The sequence below is a fragment of the Mesorhizobium sp. BR-1-1-10 genome (assembly GCF_020165595.1).
GTDB classification, from domain to species: domain Bacteria; phylum Pseudomonadota; class Alphaproteobacteria; order Rhizobiales; family Rhizobiaceae; genus Mesorhizobium; species Mesorhizobium australicum.
In genome coordinates this window covers 316,431-328,708 of sequence record NZ_JAIUIL010000003.1, presented here as the reverse complement: position 1 = coordinate 328,708, position 12,278 = coordinate 316,431, and the positions used below count along the sequence as shown (strand labels likewise).

Below are 12,278 nucleotides of genomic sequence, written 5' to 3'. Positions count from 1 at the left end.
CAAGCCAAACCGAAAGAGGCGGGGGATTGTCTCCCGCCTTTTTCTTGAAGGAACTGACTCGCCACCCGGAGACGCATCCGGGTTTGATCTCGCTTTCCGGAACCGGATCCTGAGTTGTGAAGACGGCAATCATCTTCGACTGCGAGTTTCTCTGCCTTGAGGGATCACAACGTCGATTCTGGTGCGCGGCCCACGATCCCGATCCGATCATCGCGCAGATCGGCGCGGCAAGGCTCGGCCTCGAAGGTGACTTCCCCGTGCTGGGCACGCACAAGGCCTATATCAGACCGGTCGACCGGTTTGGCGAGCGGTACACGCTCGATCCGTTCTTCACTGGACTGACCGGCATCACCGAAGAAATCATCGAGGCCGAGGGCGTCGCGCTGGAAGATGCTCTTGCGGGCGTCGATCGTTTCCGATGGGCCCAGGTTCTGGTCCTGGGGCAAGGACGAACTGAACATGATCGCCATCAGTTGCTATGTCGCGGCATCAGGCCGCCTATCCCGGCCGCCCGGTTCGACAACGCCGTCAAGCTGCTGATCGCGGCCGGCATGCCTGCGGGGGCATGACGCGCTCGATGATACGCTGTCCGTAACCTACACCCTGCAGCACCTGATGAAGACTGGAAAGCTGCGGCCGGACACCTTCGACCGTCCGTAACCCGGAAGCGTTGGTGGAATCCCGGCGCGCCTGGCGCTCAGATCACCGAATCGGTCCAGCGAACGATCTGCTTGGCCGCATCGCCGAAGGCCGCGTCGAGCGCGCCGACATAGGCCGGGTTGCCGCTCCCCGAAACGGGTGCCGATGCGGTGAAGCTCTTGGAAGCCTTCACTTCCCCGTTGCGGTCGTTGAGCAAGCGCACGAACAGGTTGACCTCGGCATGTTCGCCGCCATTGACGCGCACTTCGAAGGAGCGAACCTCGACGATCACCTGATAGTCGATCGCCAGCCCCTCGCCCGGCTTGCCGACGCCGGCAAAGCTGCCCGAGCGCTGGAACGTTTCGGCCAGCCGCGCCTGCACGATCAGCGGCAGGCGGTCGGCCCATTGCGCGCCCTTCAGATACTGGATCGAGCCGTCGGAGGGTTTGATGACGATGTTCTGGCTGTCCAGTGCCTTCAGCGCCGAAGGCTGGGCGATCAGGATTTGCTTGCGGCTGTGGCCATGCGCGTCGACCGACGGCGCCGACAATTCGAACGTGTCGAGCGGTGCCGGCTTGCCGCCGAGCGCCGCGCAGCCGGCAACCGCCAGGACAAGCAGCGCCGCAGCCGATTTCAACCCGCCCGTTCCAAGCCTACTCAATCTCACGCGTGATCCCCGTTATCCCCTGATCGCAAGATCAACCCGCATTCACGAGCACTGTTCTTGCGGCGGGCCGATGCCGAAGTCAACGCCGCGCCCTGCCGTCGAACTGCCGAACCTCGCCGTCGCCGCCCGAAAGGATGCGCTGCGGATTGCGGCTGAGATCGGTCACCGCCTCCTCGATGCGGTTGATCGAGCGGCGGCTATCCTGCACCAGCGCTTCGACATTCTGCAGCCCCTGGCCCGAGAAGCGCGCCAGATTGTCGGTGATGACCCCAAGGCGGGCATTCAGCGTATCGGCGACCTGCTTGAACGATTTCAGCGTATCCCTGGCGTCGGCCATCACGCCGTCGGCCTGGCCCGAGCCGAGCAGCTTGTCGACCTTGGCGAGAATGCCGTCGACCCGCACCGAGGCGTCGTTGAGCCGTTGCGCCAGCTGCCTGGCGTCCTTGATCGTCTGGTCGATGTCGTCAGCCCGATTGGCGATCTTGCCGGTCACCTCCGCGATATCGGCAGCCGCCTTGTTGGCGCTGTCGCTGGCCTTCTGGATGTTGGCGAGCGCTTGGCGCACCTGCGCCGGATCGATGCCGTCGAGCACGCCATCGACCTTGGCCAGCGTGCCTTGCGTCTGCTTGGCGAAATCGTTGACCGATCCCACCGCCGTATCGACGTTCCTGATCACACCGTCCAGCTGCTGCGAGGTTTCCTTGAGATTCCCCGTCACCGCATCGACATTGGCAACGATGCTCTTGATCTTGTCCTTGTCGACGGCATTGAGCAGGCCTTCCGCTGCCTTCAACGTGCCGTCGAGCTTGCCTGAAACGCCTTTCAGCTCATCGGACAGCGCGCTGACGGCGGACAGGAATTTGTCGATGCCGTCGGAATTCCTGGCCAATGCGTCGGAAAACGTCTGGACGTTTTGGACGGTCTGCGTCAGCGGCCCGCGTACGTCCTTGGTGAAGCCTTCCAGCTCCGTCAGCACCTTGTCGGCACGGGTGAAGATGTTTTGCGCCGTCTGCAGCAGATTGGTCACGGCAGAAGGATTGGCGACGATCTCGGCGACCTTGCCTTCCTTCTCGGCCTGGTCGAGCAGCTTGACTTCCTTGGGGTCGGCGCCCTTGAGCTCGATATTGGCCTGCCCGGTGAGGCCGGCGAGGCCGATATCGGCCTGCGTCGACTTGGTGATCGGCGTCATCCGGTCGATCTCGGTGTCGGCGATGGCGACAGTCGGATTGTCGACGTCGATATAGACGCGCTTGACGTCGCCGACCTTGACGCCGTTGAACAGCACGAAGCTGCCGCGGCCGAGACCAGAGGCCGAGCCCGGAATCCGCACCCGCAGCAGCGTCGTCTCGCCCCTGTCGCCGATCGCCGCCGTCCAATAGACGAAGCCGAACGCCGCCAGGATCGCAACCAGCGTGAAAATGCCGACAATGACGTAGTTGGCTCTGGTTTCCATTGCTTCACTTATGGCTATGCACGTGCGGCAAGATCAAGTTGCCGTGCGCGTTTTCCGCGGAAATAGGATTTTACCCACGGCTCCTCGCTCTTCAGCATGTCGTCGATCGTGCCTTCGACCAGCACCTTTTTCTTGCCGAGCACCGCGACGTGGTCGCAGGCGGTAAACAGCGTGTCGAGATCGTGGGTCACCATGTAGACGGTCAGGTCCATGGTGTCGCGCAGCTTGACGACCAGTTCGTCGAACTCGGCCGCGCTGATCGGATCGAGGCCGGACGTCGGCTCGTCGAGAAAAACGATGTCGGGGTCGAGCGCCAGGGCGCGGGCAAGTGCCGCGCGCTTGATCATGCCGCCGGAGAGTTCGGAGGGAAACTTCTGCGCCGCATCCGGCGGCAGTCCGACCAGCTCGATTTTCAGCAGCGCCAGTTCGTCCATCAGCTTTCTTGGCAGATCGAGATATTCGCGCATCGGCACCTGCACGTTCTCCATCACGGTCAGCGCCGAAAACAGCGCCCCATGCTGGAACAGAACGCCAAGACGCATGTCGATGCGCAGCCGCTCGAGATCGCTTGCCTTGTCGACGTCGACGCCAAACAGTTTGATTGTTCCCGACTGCTTGGGCATCAGTCCGAGAATGGTTCGCAACAGCACGGACTTGCCGGCGCCCGAGGCACCGACGAACCCCAGTATCTCGCCGCGCATGATGTCGAGCGACAGTTTGTCGAGGATCAGCTTGTCGTCGATGGCAACGGTGACGTCGTGCACCGAAAGCACGATTTCGCTCTCGTGCGGCGCCTCAGTCGTGATTCCGTTTCCCTTTGCCATGTTACTAGAACTGGATCGCTGCGTAGAACATGGCGAAAAGTCCGTCGAGAATGATGACGACGAAGATCGACTTCACCACCGAAGCGGTTACGTGCTGCCCGAGCGATTCGGCACTGCCGCCGACCTTCATGCCCTCGACTGAAGCGATCGTGCCGATGATCATGGCCATGAACGGCGCCTTGATCAGCCCGGCGAAAATCGTGCTGAGATCGATTGCGACACGCAACCGGTCGATGAAGGCAGCGGGGGGGATATCGGAGTAGAGCCAGGCCGCGACAATGCCGCCGCCGAGCGCGGCGAAATTAGCGATGATCGTCAGACAGGGCAAGGCGATCACCAGGGCAACCAGACGTGGAAAGACCAGGACGCCGATCGGATTGAGGCCGATGACCTTCAGCGCGTCGACCTCCTCGCGCATCTTCATCGAGCCGATTTCGGCGGTGATCGCGCTGCCGGAGCGGCCGGCGATCATGATTGCCGTCATCAGCACGCCGAGTTCGCGCAGGATCAGCACGCCGACCAGGTCGACGACGAAGATGTCGGCGCCGAAATAGCTGAGCTGATAGGCACCCTGCTGGGCGACGATGGCGCCGACGATCGCCGACATAAGGACCACCACGGGGATAGCGCCGACGCCCATGCGATCGATCTGGTTGAAAATCGCCGCCGGGTTCACGGCATGGCCACGGCCGAGCTTCATCTGCGCGCCGCGGATGGTGGCGCCCAATATGTTCATCGAGGCGAGGAAATCGTCGCGCATCTCGTAGACGCGCCGGCCCACCGCCTCCAGTGCCCGAATGACAATGTTGGGCGGTCCCGCCGGTCCGGCTTCGGGTTCGCGCCGGACGGCCTCGCTCACCGCTTCGAGCAGGATGGAAGCGACGTCACTTTGGCCTTGCAGCCTTACCTCGACATTCTTCTTCTCGAAGACGCTGACCAAGCGGTCGATCAGCCAGGCGCCGGCGGTGTCGATCTTCTCGATTTTCGAAAGATCGAGCGCCAACATCTTGAAACCGCTTCGTTTCTCGATCTTGCGCATCTCGGCGTCGATCAGCGCCACCGTCCGCGTCGTCCAGATGCCGGAGAACGCACAGCCGAGGACCCCATCCTCCTCGCCGACCGCGACGCGCGGGTCGTGGTCAGTCCCCGAGGCGGTCGTGCCGCTTGCGTCGCGTTTGCCGATGGTCAACATGGCGTCCTGTTTAGCCTGATGGGTCCGACCTTGTCGATTTGCCGACAACCCTTCTCGCATAGCCGGAGCAGAAAAATATGGCGCGTGTCATTTCGGTCGAGGCCGAGCGTTTTCCGATCGCCGGGACCTTCACCATTTCGCGCGGCTCCAAGACAGAGGCCGAGGTCATCACCTGCACGATCAGCGACAACGGCCATGTCGGTCGCGGCGAATGCATTCCTTACAAGCGCTATGGCGAGACCATGGACGGTGTGAGCGGCGCGATCGCGGCGATGCGCGACCGGATCGCCGGCGGGATGGACCGTGCCGCCCTGCTCGACGCAATGCCTGCCGGAGCGGCGCGTAACGCTGTAGACTGTGCCCTGTGGGACCTTGAAGCCAAGATCAGCGGCAATCCGGTGGCGAACGCAATCTGGCCGGCCCCTTTGCATCAGCTCGAAACCGCCTACACGCTGTCGCTCGGCGAACCGGAGGCGATGGCTGCGCAGGCCCGCGCCAATGCCGGCAGGCCGCTGCTGAAGGTCAAGATCGGCGGCGACAACGACGCCGCCCGCATCCAGGCGGTGAGGCAGGCGGCGCCCGGGAGCCGATTGATCCTTGATGCGAATGAAGGCTGGACCGACGACAACATCGTCGCGAATCTCGCTTTTGCCGCGAAGCAAGATATCGCCTTGATCGAGCAGCCGCTGCCGGCGGGCCGTGACGGCATCCTGCGCCACATAGCCCATCCGGTGCCGATCTGCGCTGACGAGAGCGTCCATGAAGCAGGGAACCTCGAGGCGCTTGTCGGCCTCTACGACGCCGTCAACATCAAGCTCGACAAGTCCGGCGGGCTGACAGCGGCGCTCACCTTGCGCGACCGCGCCCGTGAGCTGGGTTTTGGCATCATGGTCGGCTGCATGGTCGGCACGTCGCTGGCAATGGCGCCGGCGGTGCTGCTCGCGCAAGGAGCGGATTTCGTCGACCTCGACGGCCCGCTGCTGCTTGCCCGGGATCGTGTGCCGGGTCTCGTTTACCAGGGATCGCTCGTCTCACCCCCGGACCGGGCTCTGTGGGGCTGAGCGCGCGGCAAACCCGATCAGCATAAGGCCGACGATCGCGATCGGGATCATCGCCAGGAATCCATCGACACCGAGACGGTCATAGAGCGGGCCGGAAACAAGCGTAACGGCGGCCATGAAGAAGCCGTTGAAGAAATAGGCGATGCCTTGCGCGGCACCCGTGCGCTCTTCGGAGACGGTCTCGCCGATCATTTTCTGCAGGCCGATCAGCACCATTGCGACAGACACCGAATGCAGCGACTGCACGGCAAAGAAGCCGGCGATGCCGAGGCCGAGCGGCCATATCAGTGGAAAGATGATCCAGCGCACAACGGAGCCGACGCCGGCAATCACCATCACCTTGACGACAGACACGGAGGCGAAAATGCGATTGAAAAACAAAAACATGCAGACTTCCGACACCACGCCCCACGCCCACAGCAGGCCGACAACGGAATCGCTGATGCCGATCGATTTCCAATAGATGGAAACGAAACCGTAGAGGAAGGCGTGGCTGGCTGTAATGATGCCGACGCCAAGGGTGAAGGAGAGGAAATAAGCGTTGAACAGGCTTGGCGCCGCATGCTGGATTTCCACTGCCGACAGCGGCGAGGCCTTTCGCGGCCGTCCCATGCGCGGTGCCAGCAGGCCTGCGATGAGTGCCGCGCCAAGGGCAAGGAATATGATCACCGGGACGGCTCCAGGGCCACTGGCTGCCAGGATGAAACCGCCCGCGACATTGGCCAGGAGATAACAGATCGACCCCCATTTGCGCATGCTCGCATAATTGGCCCCGAAGCGGCGCACACCCGAAAGCGCCAGCGAATCGGCGATCGGCGAATGTGGCGTCCAGACGATGGTCAGCACCAGCGACACCGCCAGCACCGTCGCGTATGTCGGGGTCAGGAAGTATCCCGCGGACAGCAGCAGCGATGCGGCGACGAGCACGACATAGACATCGGCGCGGTCCCTGGCTCGATCGGCAAGTGTGGTCAGCAGCGGCGTCGTTACGACGCGCAGGAACATCGGCGCCGCCAGGATGACGGCGATCTGCTCGGCATGAAACCCCTTGGCCTGCAACCAAAGCGGGAAATAGGGCAAATGGGTGCCAAGCGATATGAACAACGTGCCGAAGATCAGGCTCATGCGCAGTTCAAAACGGCTCGGCTTCACGAGTTGTTCGGGCGAAAGCGGTGGCAGCGGCATGAATCGATCCAATGACGCTGCGCTCAACGACCGGCGAGCAGCGCAAGCCGATCCTTAACATGAGCAAAAAGCGGGCGAAACCGGCTGGACCAGTCGATTAACACCAGAAATTGCAGGGCCGGCTTCCGCCTCAGGCCGCCTGCACCACCCTGTCCTCGATCAGCAGCGGGATGAAGGGCTCGTCAAGCGCTTCAGGCAATACATGCGCCCAGGTCAGGATTTCCATGCGGCCGTCGAAATGCTCGACCACGGCGGTGCAGCTCTCCACCCAGTCGCCGGTGTTGATATATTGTACGTCCCCATAGCTTTCGATGGCGGCATGGTGGATATGCCCGCAGATGACGCCGTCGACATGCGAGCGTCGCGCTTCCTCGCTGAGCACTGTCTGGAACGAGCCGATGAAGTTCACCGCCTTCTTGACCTTGACCTTGGCCCAGGACGAAAACGACCAGTAAGGCAGGCCGAGCAGCTGGCGCAACCGCGTGATCACCCGGTTGACTTGCATGGCGGCGTCATAGGCATGGTCGCCGAGATAAGCGAGCCAACGCTGGTTGTGGACTACAGTGTCGAACTGGTCGCCATGGATGACCAGCAGCCGCCGGCCATCGGCGGTTTCATGGATGGCGCGGTCGGCAACGACGATGCCGCCGAAATGCACGCCCTGGAACTGGCGGGCGAATTCGTCGTGATTGCCGGCGATATAGGTGATCGAGGCGCCCTTGCGCGCCTTGCGCAGCAGTTTCTGCACGACGTCATTGTGGCTTTGCGGCCAATGCCAGCTGCGCCTCAGGCGCCAGCCGTCGACGATATCGCCGACCAGATAGATGATGTCGGCGTCGTGGTAGCGCAGGAAGTCGATCAGGAAATCGGCCTTCGCCGCCTTCGAGCCCAGATGGACATCGGAAATGAACATGCTGCGGAAAGTGCGGGGCTCTTGGCCTGACATCGCGGATTCACCCTTGCTTTCGAGCAGCCTATGCCCCGATTCATGCAACAACCGTATGACGGTTGCGATTGGTCCAGCGCTGGCGCTAGCCTGCCGGGCAAATCAAAGGAGAAAATCGTCATGGATCTCGGTATCCGCGGAAAGAAGGCCATCGTCTGCGCTTCGAGCAAGGGGCTTGGCCGTGGCTGCGCCATGGCGCTGGCCGAGGCGGGCTGCGACATCGTCGTCAATGGGCGCAATGCGGAGCTGGTCGCGAAAACCGCCGCGGAACTGCGCCAGCGCCATGGCGTGACGGTGACGGAAGTGGTCGGCGACGTTTCTAAGCCGGAGATACAGAAAGCGCTGCTCGCCGCCTGTCCGGAACCCGACATCCTCGTCAACAACAATGGCGGACCGCCATTGCGCGATTTCCGCGAACTCGATCGCGGAAAAATCCTCGAAGGCGTGACCCAGAACATGGTGACGCCGATCGAACTGGTGCAGGCGGTCATTGACGGCATGGCTGCGCGCGGCTTCGGGCGCATCGTCAACATCACCTCGCTATCGGTCTACGTCCCCATACCCGGCCTCGACCTGTCATCGGGCGCGCGCGCCGGCCTGACCTCGTTTCTCGCCGGCGTGGCGCGCACGGTGATCGAGCGCAACGTGACCATCAACAGTCTCTTGCCCGGCAAGCTCGACACTGACCGACTGCGCGGCCCGCATGAGGCTGGCACGCCAGAGGATCCCAAGGCGGCCGCGGCGCGCAAGACCCGCATCAGTGCCGACGTGCCGGCCAAACGGCTCGGCACGCCGGAGGAATTCGGCCAGATCTGCGCCTTCCTCTGCTCGGTCCATGCCGGCTACCTGACCGGGCAGAATATACCCGTCGATGGCGGTCTCTACGTCAGCGCTTTCTGACCGAAATGTCGGCAAAGCGGCGCGAAACATCCGGCATGTAACAGCCGTAAGTGTCTGACATCTAGAGATTTTCGATGCGCTGGCGCTTAAAGATGCCGGCGCGTCAATTAGCGTCGCGAAAAACCTTGGCCTCATGCTAAAAGGACTCCCGAAGCAGGTTTCGAGGAGCGGCCGCATGGAAGGCGAGAACAAGAAAACGGCACGTTCGGACCTCGACGAAGCCGCGCTCTATTTCCACAAGCACCCGACGCCGGGAAAGCTAGAGATCCAGGCGACCAAGCCGCTCGGCAACCAGCGCGACCTGGCGCTCGCTTATTCGCCCGGCGTCGCCGCCCCTTGCCTCGAAATCCGCGACAATCCGGCGACTGCCGCCGACTACACGGCGCGCGCCAACCTGGTCGGTGTCGTATCAAACGGCTCGGCCGTGCTCGGCCTCGGCAATATCGGGCCGCTCGCCTCCAAGCCGGTGATGGAGGGCAAGGCGGTCCTGTTCAAGAAGTTCGCCGGCATCGACGTCTTCGACATCGAGATCGACGCGCCGGAAATCGAGCGCATGGTCGAAACCGTCGCCGCTCTGGAGCCGACCTTCGGCGGCATCAACCTCGAGGACATCAAGGCGCCGGAGTGTTTCGAGGTCGAGGAACGCCTGAAGGTTCGCATGAGCATACCGGTGTTCCATGACGATCAGCACGGGACCGCCATCATCGTTGCCGCTGCCGTGCTCAACGGGCTGGAATTCGCCGGCAAGACCATTTCGGACATCAAGGTCGTCACCTCCGGCGCGGGTGCTGCCGCACTAGCCTGTCTCAATCTTCTCGTTTCCCTCGGCGTGCGCGTCGAAAACATCTGGGTCACCGACCGGTTCGGCGTCGCTTACAAGGGCCGTGTCGACGAGATGGACCGTTGGAAAGACCCTTATGTGAAGGACACCGACGCGCGCACCCTGGCCGACGTCATAACGGGCGCCGATGTTTTCCTCGGTCTCTCCGCCGCCGGCGTGCTGAAGCCGGAACTGCTGCAACACATGGCACCGAAGCCGCTGATCCTGGCGCTGGCCAATCCCAATCCGGAGATCATGCCGGAAGTGGCGCGCGCGGCCCGTCCAGACGCCATGATCTGCACCGGACGGTCCGATTTTCCCAATCAGGTCAACAACGTGCTTTGCTTCCCCTACATCTTCAGGGGTGCGCTCGACTGCGGCGCCAGCGCCATCAACGAGGAGATGAAGATGGCGGCGGTGCGGGCCATCGCCGCCCTTGCCCGCGAAGAGCCTTCCGATGTCGCCGCGCGCGCCTATTCCAGCGAGACGCCGGTCTTTGGCCCCGAATTCCTGATCCCCTCGCCCTTCGATCCGCGCCTCATCCTGCGCATTGCGCCGGCGGTGGCCAAGGCAGCCTGCGACACCGGTGTGGCGACACGGCCGATCACCGACTTCGCCGCCTATATCGACAAGCTCAACCGCTTCGTCTTCCGCTCCGGCCTGGTGATGAAGCCGGTGTTCTCTTCCGCCAAGGCCTCCAGCGCCAAGCGCGTCATCTACGCCGACGGCGAGGACGAGCGCGTACTGCGTGCCGCCCAGGTTGTGCTTGAGGAAGGCATCGCCGAGCCGATCCTGATCGGCCGCCCGCACGTCATCGAGGTCAGGCTGAAGCGCTATGGCCTGCGTATCAAGCCCGGGGTCGATTTCGGCCTGATCAACCCGGAGGACGATCCGCGCTACCGCCACTATGTCGACCTCCTGATCGAACTCGCCGGCCGCCGCGGCGTGACGACGGAGGCCGCGCGTACCATGGTGCGCACCGACAACACGGTGATCGCCGCACTTGCGCTGAAGCGCGGCGATGCCGACGCCATGGTCTGCGGCCTCGAAGGCCGTTTCGAGCGGCATCTGCGCAATGTGACGCTGATCATAGGGCCGCGCACCGGCATCAAGGACCGGGACCTGTCCACGCTATCCATGCTGATCTCGCAACGCGGCATCATCTTCCTTACCGACACCCACGTCTCCGTCGACCCGACGGCCGACGAGATCGCCGAGATGACCGTGCTGGCGGCGGAAGAAATCCAGCGTTTCGGCATCGAGCCGAAGGCGGCACTCTTGTCGCATTCGGATTTCGGCTCGCGCGATTCGCCGAGCGCGCTGAAGATGCGTCAGGCCGCGGCGATTCTGGCGCGCATCGCGCCGGAGCTGCAATGCGACGGCGAAATGCACGCCGATTCCGCTTTGTCGGAGCATCTGCGCCAGCGCGTCTATCCGCATTCGCGCCTGAAGGGCGAAGCCAATCTCCTGGTGTTCCCGAACCTCGATTCGGCCAACATCACGCTGACGGCGCTGCGGGCCATGATGGATGCCTTGCATGTCGGCCCCATCCTGCTCGGCACCGACAAGCCGGCGCACATATTGACTCCCTCGGTGACCTCGCGCGGTGTGGTCAACATGACGGCGCTGGCGGTGGTCGAAGCCGCGCATAAGGCCCAGGCGATCGCCAATCTGGACTGAACCGGCGGTCGCGATCGGATTGATCCGGCCCCGATTGAGGTGTGGTGGCGACGCGCCACGGACCGCATTGGCGGGATCGAATGTTGCGAACCGACAACTCTTAACCGAGTAATCCGGCATCGGACGAATGCGGATTTCTCGGACCGGGTCAATTTGATATGGTCACACCGTCTGATCGGGCGGTGAAAATGTCATGAGAGCCCTGTTGCTCGCTTCGGCAATGCTGACTGTGATTGGCGGACGGGCGTTCGCCGCCGACGCCGTCGGGCTGGGCCCGGCCGCGCATGACTGGTCCGGCGTCTATGTCGGCGGGCATCTCGGCTATGGTTTCGGCAAAACCGACGCGACCTACAACCTGCCAAATACGCCAGCGATCCGGGGCACGCAGGACTACGACATCGACGGCTTTCTGGGCGGTGTCCAGATCGGCTACAATTACCAGGTCAATTCCGCGGTTCTGGGGATCGAGGCCGATATTTCGGGCGCCGATATCAAGGGGCATTCCGACGAGGTCAATGTCGGCGGAGGCGATGTCTACGACACCAGGGTGGATTGGTTCGGATCGATCAGCGCCAGGGCAGGCTATGCGTTCGGCAGCACCCTTGTCTACGGGACCGGCGGCCTCGCTATCGGAGGTGTCGAGAACCAGTATCTCGATGGCCCGGCCGACAGCTATTCCGAAAAGAACACCAAAATTGGCTGGACGATTGGCGCCGGGCTGGAGCAGGCAATCACCGATCATTGGTCGGCAAATGCCGAATACCGATATGTCGACCTGCGGGATCAGACGATCAACTACGCGCCCAACTCCAATACGACTTTCGACAACACGTTCAGTACCGTCAGGATCGGGATGAACTACAAGTTCTGATGGCCCACCCGGCCATTGCCGGACTGATGGGCACACCGAA

10 protein-coding genes and 1 pseudogene are annotated in these 12,278 nt (G+C 62.8%); 5 read left to right on the top strand and 6 right to left on the bottom strand.

Annotation, left to right across the window (positions count from 1 at the left end):
- Nucleotides 1–116: 116 nt before the first annotated feature.
- Nucleotides 117–660: pseudogene (locus LB555_RS07440) on the top strand (exonuclease).
- Between the two features lie 37 nt (nucleotides 661–697).
- Here the strand turns inward: LB555_RS07440 and LB555_RS07435 are convergent.
- The 4 genes from LB555_RS07435 to LB555_RS07420 all read right to left on the bottom strand — a co-directional run bounded on the left by LB555_RS07435 (nucleotide 698) and on the right by LB555_RS07420 (nucleotide 4,775).
- On the bottom strand, nucleotides 698–1,276 hold the full coding sequence (locus LB555_RS07435; RefSeq protein ID WP_181166274.1) for an ABC-type transport auxiliary lipoprotein family protein: 579 nt from the start codon (nucleotides 1,274–1,276) through the stop codon (nucleotides 698–700).
- Nucleotides 1,277–1,385: 109 nt separating this feature from the next.
- Nucleotides 1,386–2,759, bottom strand: coding sequence for an MCE family protein (locus LB555_RS07430; protein WP_140664276.1), 1,374 nt, complete (start codon nucleotides 2,757–2,759; stop codon nucleotides 1,386–1,388).
- Nucleotides 2,760–2,773: 14 nt separating this feature from the next.
- Nucleotides 2,774–3,583, bottom strand: a complete 810-nt coding sequence (locus LB555_RS07425; RefSeq protein ID WP_224682566.1) for an ABC transporter ATP-binding protein — start codon at nucleotides 3,581–3,583, stop codon at nucleotides 2,774–2,776.
- Between the two features lie 4 nt (nucleotides 3,584–3,587).
- A complete protein-coding gene (locus LB555_RS07420; protein WP_140664278.1) occupies nucleotides 3,588–4,775 on the bottom strand; it encodes an ABC transporter permease in 1,188 nt (395 codons plus the stop codon).
- A 77-nt stretch (nucleotides 4,776–4,852) separates the two neighbouring features.
- Between LB555_RS07420 and dgcA the strand changes: the two genes are divergently transcribed.
- Nucleotides 4,853–5,836, top strand: a complete 984-nt coding sequence (dgcA, locus tag LB555_RS07415) for an N-acetyl-D-Glu racemase DgcA (protein WP_224682565.1) — start codon at nucleotides 4,853–4,855, stop codon at nucleotides 5,834–5,836.
- Here dgcA and LB555_RS07410 read toward each other — a convergent pair.
- Both LB555_RS07410 and LB555_RS07405 read right to left on the bottom strand, forming a co-directional pair.
- Nucleotides 5,807–7,021: an MFS transporter gene (locus tag LB555_RS07410; protein ID WP_224527843.1), complete on the bottom strand. Its 1,215-nt coding sequence runs from the start codon at nucleotides 7,019–7,021 to the stop codon at nucleotides 5,807–5,809. The two genes, dgcA and LB555_RS07410, sit on opposite strands and share 30 nt — an antisense overlap.
- 130 nt (nucleotides 7,022–7,151) lie before the next feature.
- Nucleotides 7,152–7,934, bottom strand: coding sequence for a UDP-2,3-diacylglucosamine diphosphatase (locus LB555_RS07405; RefSeq protein WP_181171109.1), 783 nt, complete (start codon nucleotides 7,932–7,934; stop codon nucleotides 7,152–7,154).
- Between the two features lie 153 nt (nucleotides 7,935–8,087).
- Here LB555_RS07405 and LB555_RS07400 point away from each other — a divergent pair, with 153 nt between their 5' ends.
- From LB555_RS07400 to LB555_RS07390, 3 genes are all read left to right on the top strand, one after another.
- A complete protein-coding gene (locus LB555_RS07400; protein WP_140664287.1) occupies nucleotides 8,088–8,867 on the top strand; it encodes an SDR family oxidoreductase in 780 nt (259 codons plus the stop codon).
- A gap of 175 nt (nucleotides 8,868–9,042) precedes the next feature.
- Nucleotides 9,043–11,367 (top strand): NADP-dependent malic enzyme, encoded by a 2,325-nt coding sequence (locus LB555_RS07395; RefSeq protein WP_224621981.1) that lies wholly within the window; start codon nucleotides 9,043–9,045, stop codon nucleotides 11,365–11,367.
- 193 nt (nucleotides 11,368–11,560) lie between these two features.
- Complete coding sequence (locus LB555_RS07390) at nucleotides 11,561–12,238, top strand: outer membrane protein (RefSeq protein WP_224682564.1); 678 nt, start codon at nucleotides 11,561–11,563, stop codon at nucleotides 12,236–12,238.
- The last annotated feature ends 40 nt before the right edge of the window (nucleotides 12,239–12,278 follow it).